Below are 24814 nucleotides of genomic sequence, written 5' to 3'. Positions count from 1 at the left end.
ATCCAATTTAGGTTTTTACCTCCAATCGGCTCCGTGGCAAACCGAAGATTCGTTAAAAAAGTTGCAAATACGTGAAACAACTTTTTAGAATCTTCCTCTTCCAAAAATCTCAGCGATTTCCCTTTTCCTCCAAATTCAGTCTAAAAACGAAAAAGGCCGTAGACAGTACCTCGCAAATTTGCGAAATATTATCTACGGCCTCTTTGTCGTATATATTTTATACAACTTTGATTATTTTGTGTCAATAAATCGTAATAAGGTGTATAATATAACTATGCCTAGTTGCCCTTATTAAAATATCGGCATAGCAAATTTAATAAAATTTTAGAGAGAAAATCTATGAGTACAAATTCACTCCCACCATGGGCAAATGAAATTCCAAAAGGTTCTTTTATCTCGTATTCGCCAACATATAAAGTCGGTGAGTATTTCTCACGCTTCCACAAAGGGCTATTCGAAGAAGCTAATCTCAAATATTACTATTATGATCCAACAGAGCATGGTTTTCCAAAAGGTAAACAATATCCAGTTTTGATTTTTCTTCACGGTTTTGCAAATTCTCTAGAAGGGGATATCTGTATCAATTATTCTGGAGCAGAATTTTATGCAAAGGATGAATACCAAAAAGTTCTTGGTGGAGCCTATATTTTGATTCCTTTGGCAAATGAATATCGTGACACAGAGGGTAATTGTCATGGCTACTGGAACGAGACTTATATTCCACAGATTCATGGTTTGATAGAATATTTTATAAAAACGATTACTTCTAAAGATGTAGCAATAAGTAAGAAGATTATATTTGGGCATTCTCTTGGAGCCTCGATATGCTTTAGAATCGTTGATGCTTATACCGATTATTTTGATGCACTTATCCCAATCGGAACATCTGATATTTCTGATAATAAAACCCTAGATCGCTATGATCAAAACAATATCTGGCTTTTTCTGGCAGTCAGTAAACATGATGAATACAATGAATATCAAACAAAAATTATTCCACACTTACCTCGCCTTAAACAGATGAAACACAGTTATATTTTTACTCCAGAATGGGTTTACAACGGTGATAAAGGAATTGCATCCATAAACATCGGAGTTGAAATAGGTCAACACTGTCTTATCAATTCTATGCACTGTAACCTTATGTTTGATGATGGAACACCCATATATCCGGAACTTCCAAACGGAATTCTTGGCTGGCTCAAAGAAGTTATCGAATCATAATACTTTGTCTATATAAAACTAAGCAAAGTATTATCGTTTTGAACATTTATCGTCAAAACAGTAATTTCTGATGCAGAACTCTACTCTAAATTCTACCCGGTTAAACCACAGCAGGCCGCTTCCGTGTTAGGATTTCTGTAGATAAAGGGGGGGGTTAGGGGAAAAGCAGCTTGCTGCGTCCCCCTAGGAGAAGGGGTAGCTCCCCATTCCATACAGAAGTTTTTTTTAAGGGTATTACTGAGCGGAGCGAACCACGCGGAAGCCAAGACGGTCGAAGCGGTCATCCGGGTGGTCGTAGCACCGGTCCGCAACAGAGCAGTACTCGGCAACAACGTTCCAGCTACCACCACGTACAACGCGGCTGGAACCAGACGTCACGCCAGTTGCAGGTGTTGAAGATATTATGCTTGGAGTATTTTCATTATCATACCAATCCCAGCACCATTCCCATACATTTCCAGACATATCATAAAGGCCTAGAGCATTTGATAATTTCTTTCTCACCTCATGTGTTTTACTTCCACTATTTGATGTATACCAAGCATATTCACCAAGTTCTGATATGTCGTTTGTTCCTGCGAAATCTGTTGGATCATCTGCTGTTACACCATTTTTTCCCCCAAGTGCAGCATATTCCCATTCAACTTCTGTTGGTAATCGATATCCGCTTGTCTTGAAATTACAGTTTACTGCGTCCCATGTTGAATCACTGCTTGCAGGAACTTCTCCCCAGTCTGCTGGATTCGTACTGCCACTAATTGAATAGCAAGGTGTAAGCTTTTCTGCAATACTTCTTTTATTACAATATACAATTGCGTTATACCAGCTTACACTTTCTACAGGCAGGTTCTCCTGAACTTCACCACCTGCTGCATTATTGTTAAAACCACTAGGATTAGTTCCCATTATACTTACATATTCTGCCTGAGTTACCTCATGGTCGCACATGTAAAAACTATCTATAGTTACTGTACGGCCTTTGCGGAATACACCTTTAAGATAATCATCATTATACAAGTTTCCTGAATAAGCAAACTTTGTACCTCCTGCAACCGTAGAACCTTCTACCTTTACAAAGTTAGCTGATAAAACAGGTGTTTCTGCTCCACTTCCCCATTCAATCTCAACATCAATACCAACTTCTTTTGCATTTGGAATCAGTTTTACATTTACCTTTACATCGCCATCTGCAAGGCTGATTGAAACTGGTGACAAACCTTCTGCAATTACTGTAGTGTCTTTATAGGCTGTTACCTGAATTGAGTAAGAGCCTTCTTCTGCTACTGTAAGTCTGATTTTGTCGCCTGGATTGCCAGTTTCAGTCTTAAGAACTGTACCAGATTTCAAAAGCTGTACTTTGTAAGATGTTGCATCAGATTGTTCATAATATGCAACTCTTGCTTTGGTTGCTTCTGGAAGCTGTATAACAAATGCCATCTCATTTTGTTTTTGAGTTTCATTTGCAGGTTCTGTTCCAACTGAATTATTACAGCCTGTAAAAGCTGACGACAGTACCATCATTGCCGCTAAGGCAATCAATTTCATTTTTTTCATAAACATTTTTCTCCTATGTTTTTTGAAATTTTTTTAACTATTTTACCAATTCAGCTCATTTATGTCCTTTTATCTGTTTTAAATATAACAACTTATTATATTTATTTTAAACAAACATTCCTAACTGGTCTGGAATCGAAGATATAAAAAAACGCCCGGCTTTCGCCGGGCAAATATTATGAGTAAATAGAAAACAACCTAACGTTAGTTAGCCTAATCCTGCAAAGCCTCGTATCCTTCTTCGCCAGTTCTAACCTTAACAACGTTCTGAACATCGTATACGAAGATCTTTCCGTCGCCGATGTGGCCTGTGTAAAGAACTTCCTTAGCAGCTGTTACTACGAGGTCTACTGGAACTTCGCTTACTACGATATCAACCTTAATCTTTGGAAGAAGTGTAATATCCATTTCAACACCACGGTACTTCTGAACGTTTCCGTGCTGCTGTCCGCAACCAAGTACGTTTGTAACTGTCATACCTGTTACATTGATGTCGTTCATTGCTGCCTTGAGTTCGTCGAACTTGCTCTGGCGAGTAATGATTGTAACCATGTGGAACTTTGCATCCGGACGGCTTGTAGCCTTTGCAACTGGAACTGCCTTTTCAACAGGAACGCTTGATTCTCCACCTGCAGCACCTTCTGTCATAACCTGAGGAGCCATGATAAATCCAGCGTAGCTTGAATCAATACCGTGCTCAAGCTTATCAAGACCGATGATTTCTTCTTCGCGGCTTGCACGAAGTCCGTGAAGCTTCTTAATCAATGTGAATGTAACAAGCATACAAGCTGCTGTCCAAAGAACAATTGTGAACTCACCGAGACACTGAACACCAAGGTGCTTGAATCCGCCGCCGTAGAATACACCGTTTTCAACGTTGAAAAGGCCATCACTCAAAGTACCCCAGATACCGTTTGCAAGGTGAACTGCAACAGCACCAACCGGGTCATCAATGTGGAGCTTCATATCAAGGAACTCAACAACAACTACTACGATGATACCAGAAACAATACCGATGATTGATGCACCAAGAGCATCTACAGTAGCACAAGTAGGAGTGATTGCAACAAGACCTGCAAGTGAAGCGTTGAGTGTCATAGAAACATCAGGCTTACCGTTCTTAATCCATGTGAAAATCATTGTTGTAACAGCAGCAACTGCAGGAGCAATTGTTGTTGTTGTGAATACAGCAGCAAGACCACCAACACCAAGAAGCTGAGTACAAGCAGCACCGTTGAATCCGTACCATCCGAACCAGAGGATGAAAGTTCCAAGAGCACCAAGAGTCAAAGAGTGACCAGGAATAGCGTGTACCTTTGTTACCTTTCCGTCCTTATCATAATCATACTTTCCAATACGTGGACCAAGGAAAATTGCACCAATCAAAGCTGCTGTACCACCAACTGAGTGAATTGCAGCACCACCGGCAAAGTCTACGAAACCAAGTTGAACAAGCCAGCCCTGTGGGTTCCATACCCAACCAGCTTCAATAGGATAAACAACTGCAGAAATTACAGCAGAGTAAATACAGTAAGCACTGAACTTAGTTCGTTCTGCCATAGAACCAGAAACGATTGTTGCAGCAGTTGCACAGAATACCAGGTTGAACACAAATGCAGACCAGTCTCCTTCCGCAAAGTTTGTAAACAACTGCATATTTGGTTTACCAATCAAACCAAAGAAATAATTCTCGCTCATCATCAAGCCGAATCCGAGCAGCATAAACATAGGAGTTCCGATACAGAAATCCATCAGGTTTTTCATGATGATGTTACCTGCATTCTTCGCTCTTGTAAAACCGGTTTCTACCATTGCGAATCCGCACTGCATAAAGAATACAAGTGCAGCGCCGATCAAAAACCACACACTCCAAACTTCACTCATATTTATTAACCTCCGTATATGGGTTAAACTGCAACCGTAGGTTGTCAGTTTTGAAGCTAATTTACAATGCGCTTTAGCGTCATTGTATAGTTGAGCTATGCTGCAACTGCGTAAGCAGTTGTCTGCATGAGCGCAAAAAAAAACGGCGATAATCCAAACATTGTGCACAAATGTTCGACATCATCGCCGCCTAAAAAATAAACGCTGCAAATAACGAACGTTAGTTAGAAAACGTCGTATCCACAGCGTCATTGCCAGAAATAAAAAAAGGCGTCGAAGTGGTAATTCTTCGACGCCTTTGTCTAAGTTATTTTTCTTTATAATGAATTCAAAAAAAAAGGTCAATATAAATTTTTAATTTTTTTTAATTATTCTAAAGTTTAATTGCATCTTATAAAGAAATATAACTTATATCATTTATAAAAAACTCAATACATTGACACAGAAAATTTAAAATGATACTGTGCCTTTCATAGTTAGCAATGGAGCTGTGTCTTTTCACAGCTCCATTTTTTTTCGGCAATGAAGTCTTTTCTTATATTACAGAAAAGACTTTTTTATTTTTGAGAGGTTCCAAATGTTAAATAATTCAGAATGGGAAGAAATCAAAATCGATTTAATCAGTTTATATAATAAAAAAAATAATTCTTCATCAGAAGAAATTGAAAATCAATTATTGAAGCTTCTGGTAAACAACAACAAAATTGAAAAGCTGGACGAAAAACTTCCTGCAATTCAAATTAAATATATTCTCTCAGATCGCGAAATAGAAGTCATAAAAAAATTAATAGATGGCAGAACAAATTTAGAAATAAGCGAAAGTCTTGCAATTTCAATTTCAACCGTAAAAAAACATATTTATAATATTTTTAATAAGACAGGAGTAAGCTCAAGAACCCAGCTTCTGAATCTTGTATATAATATTCAGCTGGACTAAATAACAAAAATCAAACTAAAGTTCCATTTTTTATGATTGACAATTTTCCAGGAAATAAATATTGTTGGTTCAAGTTTAAGCAAAGGGGCTGACACAAAATGTCAGCCCCTTTTTTTGACATGAAGCTATACGAGGAGGTATAAACTCATGGCATGTTTTACAATTCCACTGGCCGAAGGAATAATTCTTTCTGTCGCTAAAAAAATCGCATTTAAGAAAAATGCAGATTCTGTAATAAAAGCAAAACTTGATCATCTTAATAATATGCTTTACGGGGGAAGTTTTCTTCTGGCTATTGAACATATTTATCATGGAGAAGTAGTTCTTTATCCACCATTTCTTACAGCAATGAAAAATCCGGAAGATATTCCGGAGATGCTTCATGAAATGTCAACAGTTGGAGTTTCCATGGCAGCAATAGTTACTGTTGTCTGGGCCATTGCAGAAGTGGCCTCATATTTCATAAAAACAAAATCACAGAAACCTCAATTAAAGGGGGCCTTCTGATGTGTTTAATAATGACAGCTATTACTGCAATCGTTTTTACAGCTTCATTTTTTGTGAATAAGAAAAAGGGAAATGTAAACAAAAGTGTATTTATGGCAATGCTTATGTTCTGGGCTGCAAGCCTGATGTGGAGCATAGACGGAGTTGCTTCGGTACTTGGCGGAGAAGGCTTTTTTGATTTGAGTATTGAAGACACAATTCTTGGAGCCATAATTTTAATTAGTGGTCTTCTGGTATTTGCTGCACATAGCTTGTTGCAAAAACGAAAACCTGCTTAATCAGATATTTTATAAAATATATAGACTGAAAATTTAAAAAAGACAAAGGCGTCTGTTTTCTTATGCTGGCAAAGAGAACAGACGCCTTTTTAATTAAAAATCATAAATTATTTTTTTTATTTTGTTGGAGGCAATTACTATGAAAAAGGTAAATTTATTTGTTGGTGCAGCAGTTGCACTTTTAAGCGCATCACTTCTTACGTCTTGTGCAAAGAAAGATGGAGGTAAAACAGTAAAAGTTGGAATTCTTCATTCATTGAGCGGTACAATGGCCATCTCTGAAACATCAGTAAGAGACGCAGAACTCCTTGCTATAAATGAAATTAATGCGAAAGGCGGTGTTCTTGGAAAGCAGATTGAAGTAGTTCAGGAAGACGGTGCTTCTGAACCTCAGATTTTTGCAGAACGTGCAAGAAAGCTTATTCAGAGCGATAAAGTTGCAACAATTTTTGGCTGCTGGACAAGTGCATCACGAAAGGCTGTAAAACCAGTTGTAGAAGAAACAGGAGCTTTGCTCTGGTACCCTGTTCAGTACGAAGGTATGGAAATGAGCCCTAACATCATGTACATGGGTGCAGCTCCAAACCAGCAGGCAGTTCCAGCCGTAGATTTCTGTACAGAAAAGTTTGGTAAAAAGATATTCCTTGTAGGAAGCGATTACGTATTCCCTAGAACTGCAAACAAAATCATCAAAGCTCAGCTCGACTACCTTGGCGGTACAGTTGCCGGCGAAGAGTATACTCCAATGGGACACACAGACTTTGCAACAATCGTATCAAAAATTAAGGCAGCAAAACCAGACTGTATCATCAACACCCTTAACGGTGACTCAAACGTTGCATTCTTCAAGCAGCTTACAGATGCCGGAATTACAGCTTCAACAATTCCTGTAATGAGCTTCTCAATTGCAGAAGAGGAAGTTGGCGGTGTTGGAATTGAAAACCTTAAGGGACACTACGTTGCATGGAACTACTACCAGACAACAGAAACACCAGAAAACAGCGCATTCGTTGCAGCTTACAAAAAGGCTTATGGTGAAAAGCGTGTAACAGACGATCCTATCGAAGCAGGTTATATCGGAGTTTACCTCTGGGCAATGGCTTGTGAAAAGGCAGGTTCGTTCGACGTAGAAAAAGTTAAGGCTGCTGCAAAGGGACTTAGTTTTGCCGCTCCAGAAGGGACAGTAACTCTCGACGGAGACAACCAGCACATCTACAAGCCTGTAAGAATCGGAAAGATTAATGAAACAGGTTTGATTGATGAAGTTTGGGCAACAAGCGGTGCCGTTAAGCCGGATCCATATCTTTCAACATATGACTGGGCAAAAGGTTTGTAGGATATAGGAGGGGGAAGGTCCCCCCCTCTCTTATAGGAAATCCGTTAAAAACCGAGCTGCGGCAGCGGGTCGGTTTAGGATTCTCCTACAAAATGCGCACAGACGGGCTATGCCCGTCTGTCCCCTCAAATAATTAAGGACAATTTTTATGCAAACAGTTCTTACAATTTTATTTAATGGAATCAGCCTCAGTTCTATTTTACTGCTGGCAGCAATAGGTCTGTCGGTTACGTTCGGACTGATGCGCGTCATCAATATGGCTCACGGCGAGTTCATAATGATCGGCTCATACACAACATTCCTCGTACAAAATTTTTTCATCGCTTTCTTGCCTAAATCCGCATTCGACTTTTATTATCCGGTGGCAATTGTATTTTCATTTTTAGCAGCAGCACTTTTCGGCTGTGTTCTTGAAAGACTTGTTATCAAGCGCCTTTATGGACGCGAAACAGATTCCCTCCTCGCAACCTGGGGAATCAGCCTTTTCTTACAGCAGCTTGCCCGATCAATTTTCGGTGCCCCTAATGTGAACGTCAGCTCTCCGTCTGTACTCAACGGCAACTTCGAAATCGCAGGTGTTGCCATGACCTACAAACGACTTTTCATAATCTTACTTGTAATTCTGTGTCTGGTTTTCATGTACCTTCTGATGTACAAAACTTCATACGGAAAAAAAGTTCGCGCAACAATGCAGAACCGCGCAATGGCTCAGTGTCTTGGAATCAAAACAAACCGCATAGACACTTTCACTTTTGCAATCGGTTCAGGATTAGCCGGAGTTGCAGGCTGTGCTTTGTGTCTGCTTGGTTCAGTCGGTCCTTCTCTCGGCCAGAACTACATCATCGATACATTTATGGTCGTTGTTCTTGGCGGTGTCGGAAGACTTTCCGGAGCAATTGCCGGAGCGCTTTTAATCGGAATGAGTAATGCAATAATTCAGTTTGGAACTTCAGCAAACATTGCAAAGGCAATCGTTCTGATTCTTGTAATTCTCTTCCTGCAGAAAAAGCCGCAGGGACTGTTCACAATTCACTCACGCGCACTTGATGAGTAAGGAGGCTCAAATGAGAATAAACACAAAAATATCACAACTTTTTACATCAGCCTCTTTTGGCAATGCACCTACAATTGACGGATTAAATGCAAAGAAAAAAAATCTGGCTTTTGCAATTGTAGTTTTGATAATTGCTTTACTTCCGCTTTTCCTTTCACCGTTCAGAGTAAGCCTGGTAGGTAAGTTTATTACCTATGCAATTGTTGCTTTGAGCATAGATTTAATCTGGGGATATACCGGAATCTTAAGCCTTGGCCACGGAGTATTTTTCGGACTCGGCGGTTACGGAATGGGAATGTACCTTAAGCTTGTTGCAAGCCACGGAAAGCTCCCGGACTTTATGAGCTGGAGCGGCCGAACAACCCTTCCCTGGTTCTGGGAATTTTATAAAACAGCACCAGAAGCAGTTTTGATGATTATTCTTGTACCATCAGTGCTTGCTTTTGTACTTGGTCTTTTGACCTTTATGAACAGAATTAAGGGCGTTTACTTTTCAATTCTGTCACAGGCATTAGCTCTGGTTTTTGTAACACTGTTTATCGGCCTTCAACCATACACTGGCGGTACAAACGGAATCACCGAGTTCTCTACACTCTTCGGCCTGCCAATCGCCGGAAAGAGCGCTAAATACATGTGGTACTACGTTGCCCTCGCCTTCCTTGTACTCACCTATTTTGTTTTCACAAAAATCATGAAAACAAAGTGTGGCCGAGTTCTCGTAGCAATCCGCGACGGCGAAAACCGCGCCCGATTCTCCGGCTACCAGACCGCAACTTACAAAACCTTCGTGTACGTTTTAAGTGCTCTCTTTACAGGAATTGCTGGCGCGCTTTTCGTACCATTCAGTGGAATCATCTCTCCATCAGAAATGAGCATTTCAAACTCAATTGATATGGCAATCTGGGTTGCCGTTGGTGGTCGTGGAACTTTGATAGGAGCCGTAGTTGGTGCCTTCATTGTAAACACAACAAAAACTTTGATAAGCGAAAACTTCCCGGAAATCTGGTCATACTTTATCGGCGCAATTTTTGTACTTGTAGTTTTATTCCTGCCAAGAGGACTCACCGGAGTTTTCACAGACGCAGTAAGTAAAATCACTTTGCTAATCAAAAAAGCAAAAGCTGCAAAAACTGAAGCAACACCAAAGGAGGCTCAAGTATGAGTGAAGTAAATATCAACGTAACTCCTGTAATTGAAATTGATAATATTTCTGTAAGCTTCGAAGGTTTTAAGGCTCTCACAGATGTAACTACAAAAATCATGCCGCATAAGGTGCATTTTTTTATCGGTCCGAACGGTGCTGGAAAAACTACTCTGCTAGATATCATCTGTGGTAAAACCCGCCCTTCAAAAGGAAAAATTATTTATCACGGCGGTAAGGACCTCGGTATTCGAAAATATGTAAATATGGATCTTACAAAACTCAGCGAATCAGAAATTGTTTCCGAGGGAATTGGCCGTAAGTTCCAGGCACCCTCAGTTTTCACAAGCCTTACGGTCTGGGAAAATATGGAGATTTCCTTGAAGGGCAGCAAAAGCGTGTGGGGTTCGTTGTTTTTTAAGATTTCAGATAAGCAGAAAGAGCAGATAGAAAATATTCTGGACTTCATCAGCTTATCAGATAAAAAAAATGAAAAGGCTTCGTCGCTTTCACATGGGCAAAAACAGTGGCTGGAAATCGGAATGCTTTTGGTGCAGGAACCGGTTGTACTTTTGCTTGATGAGCCTGTTGCCGGAATGGGAAAGGAAGAAACTCTAAAAACCGGACAGCTCATCAGAAAGATTTCTGAAAAATATGCAGTTGTCGTTGTTGAGCATGATATGGAATTTGTGCGCGCAGTAGCCGACAGAGTTACCGTAATGCACGAAGGTAAGATTCTTGTTGAAGGAACTGCAGAAGATGCGCTTGCAGATGAAAAGGTCCGCGCCGTTTATCTTGGCCGCGGTAAGTTCCATAAGAGCGGAACCGTAGACTCATCTGAAGGAGAATTAAAGAAAGATGCTTGAAATTAAAAATCTTAGTTCGTGGTACGGCGAAAGTAATATAATTCCTGACCTCAGTCTGTCTGTTCCAAACGGAAAGGTTGCCTGCCTGATTGGTCGTAACGGTGTTGGAAAAAGCACTACGCTCAAAAGTATTATGGGCATGGTAAAAACAACGGGCGGAAGTATTCTTTTTGATGACAAGGAAATCATAAATAAAAAAACATACGAGAGAGCAGAACTCGGAATCGGGTATGTTCCTCAGGGGCGTGAAATTTTTCCTCAGCTTACGGTTGAAGAAAATCTTGAGCTTGGTCTGGAAGTAAAAGGTGGAAAGGGAAAAATCGGTGAAGAGATTTTTGAACTCTTTCCAATCATAAAAGACTTTCTGAAAAGAAAGGGCGGAAACCTGAGTGGTGGTCAGCAGCAGCAGCTTGCAATTGCCCGCGCTTTGGTTTCGCATCCAAAACTGTTGATTCTCGACGAACCGACAGAAGGTATTCAGCCGTCAATCATTGAAGACATTGCAACTTCAATTCAGAGAGTAAACCGTGAACTTGGAATTACAATTCTGATTGTTGAGCAGTATCTTGATTTTGTACTGGATGTAAGCGACATCTATTACGTTATGGACAAAGGTTCCATCACACTGAGCGGCCTTACAAAAGAAGCAAACTCAGCGCTTATCCAGTCTAAAATGTCCATTGGCTGATACAATTAAAATGTACACTCCGCCGCGGAAGGTCGAAATAACCTCCTCGTAAAAAGTAAAAATATAACGACCTTTCGCGGCTTTCTTTTTTTAATTTTCCTGATTCTGATTTTTATCTTAAACTATTTCTTACAAGTTCAAACAGGTTCTGAATTTTTTCTGCGCTATCCGAAAGGCATCTGATAATAAAATCACCATAATCATTTTCACTAACTTCTATCTGGATTTTCTGATTATCTGACTTCATTTTTTCTTCGGTATATAAAAGTTTTTCATCAAGGCCAAGTGTTGCACGAAGTTTTTTGATGTCAGTAATTTTTGAATAACCGAATATCAGCATACCGCCACAATGTGTGTAATTTGCAAACATTGTTTTTCCTTGAAGCAGAACTTTGCGTTCCGGGTGAGTCTGACCATCACTTCCTTCAAGGAAAAGATTATCGCGGTAAACAAGGTGCCCTTCACGGTAAATTTTTACGAGATTCTTATAACGCGTAAAATCATAAACTTCTCCATGGGCAACGCGACCTGCACAGATACAGTCTTCATAAATAAGGCGCGAGTTTTCGGCAAGAAGGATTTCTGTACTTGAAGAAAAATTACTTTGAGAAAAAGGAATGCACGGAAGAGGTCTGTAAATCAACGCTGCATCTTCTGCCACCTCTGCTGTAATTTTCCTCTCAGCAGATTTTCCTTCATCCATCTTAAAAATCTTTTCAAAAGACTGACTTCTGATTTCTACCCCTGCTCGCCTGTTCACTTTTATTTTGTGAATCTGAGTATCATCTGCAAGAATTCCCGGGCTTGCACTTTGAAGAAAGACTGCGATGCTGCCATCATCCTGAGCAAAGGGCTTCATGATTTTAAAAGGTGAGGTAAAAAAACTGTCTTCAATAAAAGTTTTCCCAGAAACTGCGCGCGAGGCAGTAATTTCAAATCTGGAAACATGAGCAAACTGATTCATAAGCTGTGTGGCGACAGTCTACTGCAAGTCTGTAAAAAACACGTACTTGTCGAGGAACGCAATTACATCATCAATTCCTTCGCCGCTTCTGATATTTGTAAAAACAAAAGGCTTGTCCCCACGCATCTCTTTTGAATCGCGGGCCATAACTTCAAGGCTTGCTCCAACCATAGGTGCCAGATCAATTTTATTGATTACAAGAAGATTGCTTCTCATAATTCCAGGGCCGCCCTTTCGCGGAATCTTATCGCCTTCTGCAACATCAATTACAAAGATTGTTGCATCAACAAGCTCTGGTGAAAAAGTTGCAGAAAGGTTATCGCCGCCGCTTTCAATGAACATGAGTTCAATATCAGGGAAGAGGGCTTTAAGTTCATCAACAGCTTCAAGATTCATTGAAGCATCTTCGCGGATTGCTGTGTGAGGACAGCCTCCGGTTTCTACCCCCACAATTCTTTCCTTTGGAAGAACCGAATGTGCAGCCAGGAACTCCGCATCCTCTTTTGTATAAATATCATTTGTAATTACACCAATAGAATATTTGTCTGCAAGGCGTCGGGTCAAAGCCTCAACAAGGGCAGTCTTTCCAGAACCAACAGGACCTGCCACTCCAATTTTTGTAAAACGCATAAGAACTCCTCGTAGTACCGTACGTCGGTCTAACTCATATATAATCTTGTGTATAAATACTCGTGCTGCATTCCACGGATTTCGCTTGATGGACACGAGCGGCATAAATCATCTTCTCCGAGTTTTTCTACATCCAAAAGTATCTGGTCAAAATCCTCAAAAAGCGAATGAAGGATTTTCTGTCCCTCATTTTGACTAAGTGGAATCAGTTTAACCAGTGTCGTTACGCGCGCAGAAAACTGGCTGTACAAAAAAGTTTTGAGCGCGTCTTCCACGGGGATTTTTTTTAAAGCACAGTAAGCTCCGTAAATCACGGGAAAGTGACTCAGGCGTGAAAGCTTCTCTAACATCTCCTCTGGCTTGCCTTCCCCACCACTCTTCCACAAACTCACCGTCTTAAAAAAACGCGCCGCAATCTTCTTACTTCCAACTCTGATTTCTTTCGCATTTTTTGCAGCATTATAAATCTCATCAATCTCAAAAACTTTATCCAGCTGCCCCTTCGCCGCATACTCATAAGAAAGTCTTACCGGCAAAAGTTCATTACTCAAAAAGCTGGAAGTAATTTCTGACTCAAGATAAGACAGTGCCGTCTGACTGTCACAAATTATTTTCTGCTGAACAAAAGTCTCAAGCCCCCACGAGAGCGTGTAAGCTCCAATGGGGAATGTTGAGTCATTTAGCTGCAAAAGTTCAAAATCAATGTTCGCCATGCGAGTGACCATGTTCATGAGAATGTTCATGAGAATGCTCGTGGTCGTACGAATGTGCATGACCGTGGCCGTGGCCTACAATCGACGAAATCTGTTTTGAGAAATCAAGTTTTTCATTCCGCTTCTCAACCTTAAGCTTTATTCCATGAAGGTCTTCCAAAAGCTTTTGCATAGGCTCATTAAAAATTGTGATAAGTTCATTATCCCCTTTGCCTGCAAAAAGCGGCGCATGACAGTTTCCAATTTCGTAAGCAACTTTCGCAGTTGAAAAGAAATCTGGATTTTCTATTTTTACACTAAGCACATCTGTCGCAAAAACATCAGCTGCAATTACAGTGCCGTCTTCATCAACTCCAAAAACATCACCAGACTTAATTCCAATTTTCAAAATTGAATCATCCAGGCTCACAGCAACATCGCGCCCATCCCGAGAAGTTTTTCTGTGAAGCTTTGAGTAAGTTTCATGCCACTCAAAATCAACGTAGTCTACAGGCTTATCCTTAAACTCTGCACCGCTGAGCTTTCCAATTATTTTTGTATAAATCATTTTGTCTTCCTTCCTGCCTTTCTAGAACATAAAATATCTTTGGGCTAACGGCAGTTCTTTCGCAGGCTTACTAACAATCGGTAGTCCATCAGCCGTAACATGATAATTCTCCGGGTCCACATCAATCACAGGTAGCGCATCATTAAACTTCAAATCTTTTTTACCAATGCCGCGGCAGTTCTTTACCGGAAGGCAAATCTTCTGAAGTCCAAGTTTCTCCGGCAGTTTTTCATCAATTGCTGCCTGCGACATAAAAGTAAGACAGGTCATATATTTTGCCTTTCCGTAATAGCCGAACATATTTCTGTAATAAATCGGCTGGCAGGTTGGAATCGATGCATTTGAATCTCCCATCTTAGAAAGAATAATTGCCCCACCCTTAATCACCATATCAGGCTTTGCTCCAAAGAAAACAGGATTCCACAAAACAAGATCTGCAACCTTTCCTTTTTCAATAGAGCCAACATAATCAGAAATACCATGAGCAATTGCAGGATTAATTGTGTACTTAGAAACATAACGCTTTGCACGGAAGTTATCGTTTTCTGCAGAATCTTCCGGTAAAGCCCCGCGCTCCTCTTTCATCTTGTGAGCTGTCTGCCAGGTGCGGGTAATTACTTCGCCGATACGTCCCATTGCCTGAGAGTCGCTGCTCATAATACTAAGCGCACCCATATCATGAAGTACATCTTCAGCCGCAATTGTTTCCGGACGGATACGTGAATCAGCAAATGCAACATCCTCTTCAATCTTGTTATCCAGGTGATGACACACCATCAGCATATCAAGATGCTCGTCCAGAGTATTTACAGTAAACGGCATTGTCGGGTTTGTAGAAGCCGGAATAATATTCGGATGGCCGGCAACTTTCAAAATATCAGGTGCGTGTCCACCGCCCGCTCCTTCAGTATGATAGGTGTGCATCGTTCGGCCGTTAATTGCCTTGAGCGTATCTTCAACACAGCCCGCTTCATTCAAAGTATCTGTGTGAATACAAACCTGAACATCATACTGATCTGCAATTGTAAGAGCGGCGTCAATTGCAGCAGGAGTCGTTCCCCAGTCTTCATGAATCTTAAGTCCGCAGGCACCCGCTTTAATCTGAGCAACAAGTTCACTCTGATGCTGTTTATTAGAGCAATTTCCTTTTCCTAGGTAGCCGATATTCATAGGAAAATCTTCTGCAGCCTTAATCATCATTTCAAGATTCCACTTTCCCGGAGTACAGGTAGTGGCATTAGTTCCATCAGCCGGGCCGGTTCCCCCGCCAATCATCGTTGTAACCCCAGAACAAAGTGCCGTACCTACCTGCTCTGGAGAAATAAAGTGAATGTGAGTATCTATTCCGCCGGCCGTAACAATGAGGCCCTCTCCTGCAAGAGCCTCAGTTGCTGCACCTACGGTCATACTCGGAGTAACTCCGTCCATTGTGTCGGGGTTACCGGCTTTTCCGATTCCTGCTATTTTTCCATCTTTTATTCCTATGTCTGCTTTATAAATTCCGGTATAGTCTAGAATAATGCAGTTTGTAATTACAAGATCAAGATCGCCGTCTTCTCTTGTTGTATTTACAGACTGCCCCATTCCATCGCGAAGAGTTTTACCGCCGCCGAATTTTGCTTCGTCGCCGTATACAGTAAAATCCTTTTCTACCTGAATTATGAGATTTGTATCCGCAAGACGGATTTTGTCCCCGGTTGTAGGTCCGTACATTGCAGCATATTTTTTTCCGTCAATTGTAAAACTCATTTGTGTCCTCCCTAAACTACGGGCGTTGCTTTTCCGGATGTCAGATTATTCAATCCATAAATTTCTGATTTTCCGCCAAAGCTGCATAACTGAACAGTCTTCTCTTCTCCAGGTTCAAAACGCACAGACATTCCGGAAGGAATATCCAGACGATAACCAAAGGCTGTCTGTCTATCAAAAGAAAGACATTTATTTACTTCAAAGAAATGAAAATGAGAACCAACCTGCACCGGACGATCTCCGGAATTTTGTACAGTGAGTTTTATAGTCTTTCGTCCTTCATTCAAAACAATGCTTTCATTACAGGAAATAATTTCACCAATTTTCATACCGCCTCCACTTATAACTTAAACTGCAGTTTCACGTATTGGATTATGAACAGTTACAAGTTTTGTTCCATCAGGAAAAGTTGCCTCTACCTGAACTTCATTTATCATGTCAGCAACTCCATCCATAACATCATTTACTGTAAGAATTTTTGCTCCATCACGCATAAGCTCTGTTACTGTCTTTCCATCGCGTGCAAGTTCCATCAGTTCCGAAGAAATATAGGCCACTGCTTCAACATAATTTAATTTTAAACCGCGTTCTTTTCTCCTCTGAGCAACAAGCCCTGCATAACTTAAAAGAAGTTTCTCCGTTTCCCTGGGTGTAAGTTTCATTATTAAATCTCCAAATCCACTAAGACAAAAAAAATGGAGCCGTAAACTTTGCAGATTACGGCTCCATTACCATTTAATTAAAAAGAGAACTATTTATTTTTTCTAGCGAACTGAGAACAACAAATCACCATAGCTTGGGAATGGCCACAATTCTTTTGGTGTAATTGTTTCAAGTTCATCAGCACAGAGGCGCAGTTCGTTCATTGCAGCAAATACATGCTCGCGGTAGAAGAATGCTGTCTTGCTTGAGTCGCCTGCATCTGCAGTTTTCTTTGCTTCAAGAACTTCGCTTTCAAGCTTGTCTGTTTTGCTGTAGATGCTGCTTGTAAGTGCAGAAACCTTTTTGAGCATAGAGCTTTCGTAAGTTGTATCGCACTCGCCGCAGGCAGCTTTTTTCAGATTGATTGTTTCTGCCAGTTTGTTTGCATATTTGCTTGCAGCTGGAAGAATGAACTTGTTTGCCATCTCGAGCATAGTCTCAGCTTCGATGTTGATAATCTTAGAGTAGTTTTCGTTATGAATCTCAAAGCGGCTTGTAAGTTCAACCTTGCTGTATACACCAAACTTTTCGAATACCTTAACGTTCTTTTCGTCGAGGATGTGTGGAAGAGCTTCTGGTGTAGATTTGAGGTTGTAAAGTCCGCGCTTTTCAGCTTCCTTAACCCAGGAATCATCATAACCGTTTCCGTTGAAAATGATTCTCTTGTGCTCTTTGATTGTCTTCAAGATGAGGTCATGTAGATCACCCTTGAAGTCTTTTGATTTTTCAAGAATATCAGCAAACTGTGAAAGTTCTTCTGCAACAACAGTATTTAAGAATACGTTTGCACATGCGATTGATTCGTTAGAACCAAGCATACGGAACTCAAACTTATTACCAGTGAAAGCAAATGGTGAAGTACGGTTACGATCTGTTGTATCCTTGTTGAAGTCAGGAAGAACAGTAACACCAATCTGCATTTTTTCTTTTTCGTGTTTTCCGTAAGGAACGCCCTTTTCGATGCTGTCGAGAATTGCGCTGAGTTCATCTCCAAGGAAGATAGAGATGATTGCTGGAGGCGCCTCGTTAGCTCCAAGACGGTGATCGTTACCAGCCGATGCTACAGAGATACGGAGAAGATCCTGATACTCGTCAACAGCCTTAATGATTGCACAGAGGAAGAGGAGGAACTGTGCATTCTGATCTGGTGTTGCACCAGGATCAAGAAGGTTCTTTCCAGTATTTGTAGAAATAGACCAGTTATTATGTTTACCACTTCCGTTTACGCCGGCAAATGGTTTTTCGTGCAAAAGACAAACCATTCCATGTTTTGCAGCAATCTTTCTCATCATTTCCATTGTAAGCTGGTTGTGATCGCAGGCAAGGTTTGTTGTAGAGAAGATTGGAGCCAACTCATGCTGAGCTGGAGCAACTTCGTTATGTTCTGTTTTAGCAAGGATACCAAGCTTCCACAGTTCTTTGTTCAAGTCTTTCATGAATGCCTGAACACGAGGTTTAATCATACCAAAGTAATGATCTTCAAGTTCCTGTCCTTTAGGAGCTTTAGCACCAAAAAGTGTACGGCCTGTATAAATCAAGTCTTCGCGTTTGTCGTAAACTGATTTGTCTACAAGGAAGTATTCCTGTTCTGGACCTACAGTTGTTTTTACACTTGTAACTGCTTCATTTCCTTCAAAAAGTTTAAGTACGCGAACAGCCTGTTTTGAAATTGCCTGCATTGAGCGAAGCAATGGAGTTTTCTTATCAAGAGCTTCACCTGTATATGAACAGAAAGCTGTTGGAATACAAAGAGTGCCGTCTTTGATGAAGGCATAACTTGTTGGGTCCCATGCTGTATAACCGCGGGCTTCGAATGTAGCGCGGATTCCTCCACTTGGGAAAGAAGAAGCATCTGGTTCCCCCTGAACGAGTTCCTTACCGCTGAACTCCATGATTACTTTTCCATCACTTGTAGGAGTAATAAAGCTGTCGTGTTTTTCGGCAGTGATTCCTGTAAGTGGCTGGAACCAGTGTGTAAAATGAGTAGCGCCTTTTTCGATAGCCCAGTCTTTCATTGCATTAGCAACAACAGTAGCAACCGATGCGTCGAGTTTTTCGCCGCCCTCAATAGTTTTCATAAGCTGTTTGTAAGTTTCCTTAGGCAAACGAGCTTTCATAACAGTTTCATTAAAAACGTTCTCGCCAAAAATTGGTGTTACTTCATCCATTTTTTATGCTCCTTATTAAAAAAGTAAAGGCGCAATAGTTTATTCCCGGAGCGTCCTCCAGGAACAGTCTATTGCGCCTTTGCTATAATATCCAAAATGTGCCGGCGCCACACCGTTGATGTCTTACGGTGCGCATTCCGGCGTTAGTTAAAACAAAAAGGTCGCAGAAATACCATTTCTGCGACCTCATTGCCGTTTGATAGTTTTGTTATACAGTTTCAAAAAAAAATTGTCAAGCGAATTTAATATTTTCTGATTTTTTTTGAAAAAAAACAATTCCCTATTGACATAGTAGGTAAAGCATTGTATAAAGGAGTTACCTACTAAAACAGTAGGGATAATTCTTAAGTCAAATCTTAAACAGGAGGCGCAGGAATGAAAATCTATTTCGAAAAATTAGTCCGTGAAAATTTCCGCAACGGAGTCATGCGTCTCTGCTGTGACATTCGCTTCGCGAACTTACCAGGTTTTGCTTCGCAAAACTTGTAGTTTGCACTAATTTAATCACATTCCCAAAAATAACATGAAGGGTCTTAGGGGGCGAAGCCCTCTAGGAGAAGGGGTAGCGACCAACGAAGTGGGCGCGCAGGGGAAGGCTTTCCCCTCCTAAAAAATTATTACAGAGGTATCATTATGGCAAATTATAAATTCGAAACATTACAGTTACACGTTGGACAGGAAAGTGCAGATCCTGCAACAGATGCACGCGCAGTACCAATTTATCAGACTACATCATATGTATTCCATAATTCAAAACATGCTGCAGACCGTTTTGGACTTGCTGATGCTGGAAATATTTATGGACGTCTTACAAACTCAACTCAGGATGTTCTTGAAAAACGTGTAGCGGCTCTCGAAGGCGGTTCGGCTGCCCTTGCTCTTGCTTCTGGTGCTGCAGCTATCACTTATACAATCGAAGCTCTCGCTGCAAACGGCGGACACATTGTTGCACAGAAAACAATTTACGGTGGTTCATACAACCTGCTCGCGCACACACTTCCACAGTATGGTATTTCAACAACTTTCGTAGACGCTCACAACCTTGCTGAAGTAGAAGGTGCAATCAAAGAAAATACTCGCGCAATTTATATTGAAACTTTGGGTAACCCAAACAGCGACATTCCTGATCTTGATGCAATTGCCGAAATCGCTCATAAACATGGACTTCCAGTTGTAGTTGATAATACTTTTGGTACACCTTATCTTATCCGTCCATTTGAGCACGGTGCTGATATCGTTGTTCACTCTGCTACAAAGTTCATTGGTGGTCACGGAACAACTCTCGGCGGTATCATTATTGAAAGCGGAAAGTTCAACTGGAAGGCCAGCGGAAACTATCCTCAGATTGCAGATCCAAACCCAAGCTATCATGGAGTTTCTTTCTACGACGCAGTTGGACCAGCAGCTTTCGTCACTTACATCCGAGCAATTCTTCTTCGCGACACTGGTGCAACAATCAGCCCATTCAACGCATTCCTTCTTTTGCAGGGTGTTGAAACTTTGAGCCTCCGTCTTGACCGTCACGCAGAAAACACAAAGAAGGTTGTAGAGTTCCTCAACAAGCATCCAAAGGTAGAAAAGGTAAATCACCCTTCTCTCGCTGATCATCCAGACCATGCACTTTATCAGAAATACTTCCCTAATGGTGGTGGTTCAATTTTCACTTTCAACATTAAGGGCGGCCGTGAAGAAGCATGGAAGTTTATCGACAATCTTAAGATTTTCAGCCTGCTTGCAAACGTTGCTGATGTTAAGTCTCTGGTTATTCATCCGGCTTCTACAACACACAGTCAGCTCAATGATGCAGAGCTTGCTGATCAGGGAATTGCTCAGAACACAATCCGTCTTTCAATTGGTACTGAACATATTGATGATATCATTGCAGATCTTGAAAACGGATTTGCGGCAATCTAAAAGAATTTCTTAGGAGGGCGGAGCCCCGCCCTTCGCTCGCACGTTGTTGCGAGCTACCCCACCCAACGGGGGTTGCCACCCCCGTAACGCCCCCGCTTATTTTACGAGTTTCATTCCACTTATTGTTACGAAAGCAATTTTTGTTCCGAGATCATCGGTAATGTCGATTTCGTAAAGGCAGGTAGAACGTCCGTCTTTGATGAGGCGCGATTCTGAAATCAGCTTTGTACCCTTTGCCATTCCGATAAAGTTTATCTGACTTGTAACTGAAACAGTCTGCGGCTGATTGAAATTTGAGGCAACGGCAAAGGTGTAATCTGCGAGCGTAAAGGTTGCTCCGCCCATTACTCCGCCGTAAGCATTCTGATGTTTACGTGTTATTTCCATTGAACAGCGGGCATAATGTTCGCCTACTTCATCAATTACAATTCCTGTTGTTTCTGTTGCATAAAGGTCACCGCCAAAAAACTCGCGGGCTTTTTCTAAATCTGTCATAAGTTTAATCTACCACTATTTACAAAATAATTCCGCCTGCGAGAACAGCTGCTCCAAGCAAAAGGAACACGATGTCACGAAAATGTACCTTGTATGATTTTGTACAGCAGGCTCTTGTACGGAGATAAAAGCCGCGGAGCTCTGCTGCAGTTGCTGTCGACTCAATCTTGCGGACTGAAGAAATAAGCAGCGGGAAGCAGAGTGGCAGAATCATTCCAATCTTTTTGAAAGGATTTTTTACTTCAAAGTCTACACCACGTGCCTGCTGCGACTCGATGATTCCGCTCATCTCGATTGAGAAAATCGGAATAAAGCGGATTGCACTTGTAAAGGTAAAAGCGTATTTGTACGGAATGTGCAGATACTTTACCATTGTATTTGAAAGATCGTTGAGGTTTGTTACCGAAATTAAAATTGAAAGCGGAAGAGCAGCTCCCATAAGGCGAAGCACAAGCAAAAGAGCCTTCTGAATTGCAACACCTGTAATATAAAAACTACCGATTGTTAGAATTGGATCTCCCTGACGGATTACCAGCACCTGAAGGACAAACAGGAAGATTGACATTTTGATGAGTCCTTTGAGGATACCCAGTGTTCTTTTTAAAAGGCCGTTGCCATGGACAATCCCTGCGTTACCAGCTGCAGCCATCAAAACGTTGAAAACAATTACACCAATCAAAAAGAATGGATTTGCAGAACAGAACGAAGCTGCACAAATCAAAATTGAAACAAATATTTTTACGAGGGGATGCATTTTATGAAGCACTGAGCTTCCTGGAAGATAATCGAGAAATCCTTTCATAGCAGGTTTATACTCCTTAAAACCTGATAAACGGACATGTCAAGGCCCTGAGCGAAGCGTGCCTTGACGTGGCCGTATATCACAGTGATTTTATAATCTTAATCATTTCGTCGTCTGTGAAAACACCGCTGAAGCTGTCGCCGAGCAGCATTGCAACCTGAGCAATCTGTGGAGCAAGAAGGCGGGCTTTACTGAGCAGCACCTTGTTACTGAGAACTTGGCGGGTTTCACCCTGACCAAGGATTTCACCACGGTTCATAACGATGACAGTTTTTGCAAAGTCGAGAACAACTTCCATATCGTGGCAGACCATAATTACTGTAGTTCCGTTTGCATTGAGTTCACGGATTCTGCTCATCACTTCCATACACTCGCGGTAATCGAGACCAGTTGTAGGTTCATCAAGAATTAATATTTCCGGATTAAGTGCGATGAGACAGGCAAGACAGAGTCTCTGGCGCTGACCGCGGCTCATATTGAACGGCTCTGTGTCGCCGTCGAAACCGAACTCTTCAAGTGTCTTAGTGACACGGTTTTTAATTTCGTCTTCTGCGATTCCGTTGTTACGAAGACTGAAGGCAATTTCTTCACGGACTGTAGCACAACAGATCTGGCGGTCCGGATTCTGGAAAAGAAAGCCGATGTGCTTTGCAAGTGCGCTGACCTTCTGTTTTTTTGTATTTTCGCCAAGCACGAGTACGTCGCCTACGCTTGGTTTAAGAAGTCCGTTTGTAAGTTTTGAGAAAGTTGATTTTCCAGCACCGTTTGATCCGATGATTGAGATAAAATCTCCTTTATGAACTTTTACATTTAAGTCGTGAACATTGGCAGTTTCGTTGTAAGAGAAGCCGACACCCGCAAACTCGAGGACGACATCTGAATTTTCTGTGTTCTCGGCCGGCTTGGAGATGTCGGCAGTTTCAACCGCCTTATCATCAGCAACAAGTTTCTTGCCAGTCACCTTACGTACAAACTCCGCAGCTTCTTCTGCATTCAAACAGATTCTGTCTTCAGGCTTCATACCAGCAGGAGCAAGTCCTTCGGCTACCATCTTACCAGTAAGAGTCAAAACGCGGGGACAGTTAATTCCGGCCTCTTCCATTTCGCGCTGATGTGTAAGGGTACTTCTGATTTCGCCATAGTGAACGCAGGTGCCGTGTTCAAGAACAATAAGTTTTTTTACAAATTCGCAGAGCAGCATAATCTTCTGCTCTGCTACTACAATTGTAATTCCCTTTTCTTCGTTGAGCTTTTTAAGCATCTCAAAAATCTGAACCGAAGAAGCAGGATCAAGCTCGCCGGTAGGTTCATCAAGAACAAGAATATCCGGTTCGAGCGCAAGAATAGCCGCAATCACAACCTTCTGCTTCTGTCCGCCACTGAGAGAAGAAATCTCTTTGTGACGAAGCTCGCCGATTCCAAGAGTATCTAGAGAAGAAGTGATACGGCTTTCAATTTCATCAGCCGGAATACCAAAGTTTTCAAGACCAAAAAGAATTTCGTCTTCTACAAAATATCCGGTAATCTGACTTTCAATATCCTGAAATACAGAGCCAACCTTCAAGGCAAGCTTTCCCGCATTAATATCAAAGGTGTCGGTTCCATCAACCTTAACACTGCCGTAAAAATCTCCGGTGTAGTGATGCGGGATAAGCCCGTTGATGCAGTTACAAAGTGTTGTCTTTCCCGCACCAGACTCGCCGATGATTCCTACGAATCCGCCTTTTTCAATTTCCAGCGAGATTTTGTCCAGAGCATTTTTCTTTGCTCCGGCGTACTTGAATGTCAGTTCCTGTATTTCGATCATTATTTCCAGTCCCGTCATCCTGAACTTGTTTCAGGATCCTATTTTTCTTCTTCAATGATTTCTTTCTTGAGTGCTTTCATAAGTGGTACGTAGAGTGCAGCTACGATAATAGCATTCAAAGTTGCAGTACCAAGAACGATAGGCACATAAGCTGCCATTGCAGAAGGATCTGATTTGATGAATACAAAAAGAAGAACTGTATAAAGTCCGCCAGAAATTACTGTACTTACGAAAGTTGTAATTGCTGCAAGACCAATTTTCATTCCTTTTGACTTAGCTGGGATGAAAATCAAAAGACCCATTGCAAGAGCACCTGCTGCTTCAGAAGCAAAGTTCAGGTAAGGAGTTCCAGGGAAGAACTGGCAGATAGCACCAGCGATAATACCGATAATCAGGCTGTAGTATACCTTTGGTCTGATCAAAACAATTGCCATACAGTACATTGCGATAATGAAGTTTGGTTTCATTCCAAAGAAGTTGATGAAAGTTCCAACGAAGAACTTAAGTACTGCGCCGGCTGCAAGTAATACTGCTGTAAGGAGCAGGTCCTGAAGGCTGATGCCTTTTTTTTCTGTCTGAGCTAATTCTCTTTTTTCCATTTTAGATTCCTCTGTTTAAAGTAGATTTTTTTCATGAAAAATTGAGTGGCATCTCTCGCCTCTCGTTACTATTAACAGTAACATTAACTTACGTTACTGTCAATAGTAACATTAAAAAAAATGATAAATTTGGGAAATTTTCATAAATTTTCGATAAAAAAGATCTTTTCTGCTGTTCAAGCTGACATTTCATACTCTTTTATCTGTTATAATAATAAGATACAAATATTTGAGGATGAAAGTTTTTTTCAGCAA

General features: G+C 41.2%; 24 protein-coding genes. 10 read left to right on the top strand and 14 right to left on the bottom strand.

All coding sequences use genetic code 11. The features are described 5' to 3' along the window. The first annotated feature begins 339 nt into the window (after nucleotides 1-339). Nucleotides 340-1224 (top strand): alpha/beta hydrolase family protein, encoded by an 885-nt coding sequence (locus BMY21_RS14470; RefSeq protein ID WP_074645425.1) that lies wholly within the window; start codon nucleotides 340-342, stop codon nucleotides 1222-1224. Nucleotides 1225-1458: 234 nt separating this feature from the next. Here the strand turns inward: BMY21_RS14470 and BMY21_RS14465 are convergent, their stop codons facing one another. Both BMY21_RS14465 and BMY21_RS14460 read right to left on the bottom strand, forming a co-directional pair. Further along, the gene (locus BMY21_RS14465; protein ID WP_074645424.1) at nucleotides 1459-2778 is read right to left on the bottom strand and encodes a formylglycine-generating enzyme family protein; all 1320 of its coding nucleotides are present in this window, start codon (nucleotides 2776-2778) and stop codon (nucleotides 1459-1461) included. Between the two features lie 213 nt (nucleotides 2779-2991). Beyond that, a complete protein-coding gene (locus tag BMY21_RS14460) occupies nucleotides 2992-4662 on the bottom strand; it encodes an ammonium transporter (protein WP_074645421.1) in 1671 nt (556 codons plus the stop codon). A 577-nt stretch (nucleotides 4663-5239) separates the two neighbouring features. Here BMY21_RS14460 and BMY21_RS14455 point away from each other — a divergent pair. From BMY21_RS14455 to urtE, 8 genes are all read left to right on the top strand, one after another. Continuing rightward, nucleotides 5240-5599 (top strand): response regulator transcription factor, encoded by a 360-nt coding sequence (locus tag BMY21_RS14455; RefSeq protein WP_074645418.1) that lies wholly within the window; start codon nucleotides 5240-5242, stop codon nucleotides 5597-5599. A gap of 147 nt (nucleotides 5600-5746) precedes the next feature. After that, entirely contained in the window at nucleotides 5747-6106 is a 360-nt protein-coding gene (locus BMY21_RS14450) for a hypothetical protein (RefSeq protein WP_074645416.1), read from the top strand. Further along, nucleotides 6106-6384 (top strand): hypothetical protein, encoded by a 279-nt coding sequence (locus BMY21_RS14445; protein WP_074645414.1) that lies wholly within the window; start codon nucleotides 6106-6108, stop codon nucleotides 6382-6384. Before BMY21_RS14450 ends, BMY21_RS14445 begins: the two co-directional genes overlap by 1 nt. A 139-nt stretch (nucleotides 6385-6523) precedes the next feature. Then, nucleotides 6524-7720, top strand: a complete 1197-nt coding sequence (gene urtA, locus BMY21_RS14440; RefSeq protein ID WP_074645413.1) for an urea ABC transporter substrate-binding protein — start codon at nucleotides 6524-6526, stop codon at nucleotides 7718-7720. 148 nt (nucleotides 7721-7868) lie between these two features. After that, nucleotides 7869-8774 carry an urea ABC transporter permease subunit UrtB gene (gene urtB / locus BMY21_RS14435; protein WP_074645411.1) on the top strand — a complete coding sequence of 302 codons (906 nt, stop codon included), beginning with the start codon at nucleotides 7869-7871 and terminating at the stop codon, nucleotides 8772-8774. 10 nt (nucleotides 8775-8784) lie between these two features. Beyond that, the gene (gene urtC / locus BMY21_RS14430) at nucleotides 8785-9936 is read left to right on the top strand and encodes an urea ABC transporter permease subunit UrtC (protein WP_083379888.1); all 1152 of its coding nucleotides are present in this window, start codon (nucleotides 8785-8787) and stop codon (nucleotides 9934-9936) included. After that, nucleotides 9933-10781: an urea ABC transporter ATP-binding protein UrtD gene (gene urtD, locus BMY21_RS14425; RefSeq protein ID WP_143064249.1), complete on the top strand. Its 849-nt coding sequence runs from the start codon at nucleotides 9933-9935 to the stop codon at nucleotides 10779-10781. The genes urtC and urtD overlap by 4 nt, the downstream gene beginning before the upstream one ends. Next, complete coding sequence (urtE, locus tag BMY21_RS14420; protein ID WP_074645409.1) at nucleotides 10774-11469, top strand: urea ABC transporter ATP-binding subunit UrtE; 696 nt, start codon at nucleotides 10774-10776, stop codon at nucleotides 11467-11469. Before urtD ends, urtE begins: the two co-directional genes overlap by 8 nt. 112 nt (nucleotides 11470-11581) lie before the next feature. Here the strand turns inward: urtE and BMY21_RS14415 are convergent, their stop codons facing one another. From BMY21_RS14415 to BMY21_RS14380, 8 genes are all read right to left on the bottom strand, one after another. Further along, on the bottom strand, nucleotides 11582-12433 hold the full coding sequence (locus tag BMY21_RS14415) for an urease accessory protein UreD (protein ID WP_074645407.1): 852 nt from the start codon (nucleotides 12431-12433) through the stop codon (nucleotides 11582-11584). 18 nt (nucleotides 12434-12451) lie between these two features. Beyond that, complete coding sequence (ureG, locus tag BMY21_RS14410) at nucleotides 12452-13063, bottom strand: urease accessory protein UreG (protein ID WP_074645405.1); 612 nt, start codon at nucleotides 13061-13063, stop codon at nucleotides 12452-12454. Nucleotides 13064-13092: 29 nt separating this feature from the next. Then, nucleotides 13093-13806, bottom strand: a complete 714-nt coding sequence (locus BMY21_RS14405; protein ID WP_177177769.1) for an urease accessory protein UreF — start codon at nucleotides 13804-13806, stop codon at nucleotides 13093-13095. After that, nucleotides 13763-14323: an urease accessory protein UreE gene (locus tag BMY21_RS14400; RefSeq protein ID WP_074645401.1), complete on the bottom strand. Its 561-nt coding sequence runs from the start codon at nucleotides 14321-14323 to the stop codon at nucleotides 13763-13765. Before BMY21_RS14400 ends, BMY21_RS14405 begins: the two co-directional genes overlap by 44 nt. A gap of 21 nt (nucleotides 14324-14344) precedes the next feature. Further along, the gene (ureB, locus tag BMY21_RS14395; RefSeq protein WP_074645399.1) at nucleotides 14345-16072 is read right to left on the bottom strand and encodes an urease subunit beta; all 1728 of its coding nucleotides are present in this window, start codon (nucleotides 16070-16072) and stop codon (nucleotides 14345-14347) included. A gap of 11 nt (nucleotides 16073-16083) precedes the next feature. Further along, nucleotides 16084-16401 (bottom strand): urease subunit beta, encoded by a 318-nt coding sequence (gene ureB, locus BMY21_RS14390; protein WP_074645397.1) that lies wholly within the window; start codon nucleotides 16399-16401, stop codon nucleotides 16084-16086. Nucleotides 16402-16419: 18 nt separating this feature from the next. After that, nucleotides 16420-16734 (bottom strand): urease subunit gamma, encoded by a 315-nt coding sequence (ureA, locus tag BMY21_RS14385; RefSeq protein ID WP_074645395.1) that lies wholly within the window; start codon nucleotides 16732-16734, stop codon nucleotides 16420-16422. Between the two features lie 102 nt (nucleotides 16735-16836). Then, on the bottom strand, nucleotides 16837-18942 hold the full coding sequence (locus BMY21_RS14380) for a glutamine synthetase III family protein (protein WP_074645393.1): 2106 nt from the start codon (nucleotides 18940-18942) through the stop codon (nucleotides 16837-16839). Nucleotides 18943-19575: 633 nt separating this feature from the next. Here BMY21_RS14380 and BMY21_RS14375 point away from each other — a divergent pair. Continuing rightward, a complete protein-coding gene (locus BMY21_RS14375) occupies nucleotides 19576-20856 on the top strand; it encodes an O-acetylhomoserine aminocarboxypropyltransferase/cysteine synthase family protein (RefSeq protein WP_074645391.1) in 1281 nt (426 codons plus the stop codon). 96 nt (nucleotides 20857-20952) lie between these two features. Here the strand turns inward: BMY21_RS14375 and BMY21_RS14370 are convergent, their stop codons facing one another. The 4 genes from BMY21_RS14370 to BMY21_RS14355 form a co-directional block, all read right to left on the bottom strand. Beyond that, nucleotides 20953-21351, bottom strand: coding sequence for a PaaI family thioesterase (locus tag BMY21_RS14370; protein WP_074645389.1), 399 nt, complete (start codon nucleotides 21349-21351; stop codon nucleotides 20953-20955). 19 nt (nucleotides 21352-21370) lie between these two features. Beyond that, on the bottom strand, nucleotides 21371-22153 hold the full coding sequence (locus BMY21_RS14365) for an energy-coupling factor transporter transmembrane component T family protein (protein WP_074645387.1): 783 nt from the start codon (nucleotides 22151-22153) through the stop codon (nucleotides 21371-21373). A 79-nt stretch (nucleotides 22154-22232) separates the two neighbouring features. Then, nucleotides 22233-23960: an ABC transporter ATP-binding protein gene (locus BMY21_RS14360; RefSeq protein ID WP_074645385.1), complete on the bottom strand. Its 1728-nt coding sequence runs from the start codon at nucleotides 23958-23960 to the stop codon at nucleotides 22233-22235. 38 nt (nucleotides 23961-23998) lie between these two features. Next, nucleotides 23999-24559, bottom strand: coding sequence for a tryptophan transporter (locus BMY21_RS14355; RefSeq protein WP_074645383.1), 561 nt, complete (start codon nucleotides 24557-24559; stop codon nucleotides 23999-24001). Nucleotides 24560-24814 lie beyond the last annotated feature (255 nt).

It is taken from the genome of Treponema bryantii (assembly GCF_900111035.1).
Lineage (GTDB): Bacteria > Spirochaetota > Spirochaetia > Treponematales > Treponemataceae > Treponema_D > Treponema_D bryantii_C.
Note: the sequence above shows the minus strand (reverse complement) of the source record. Positions and strands in the feature narration are given on the sequence as shown.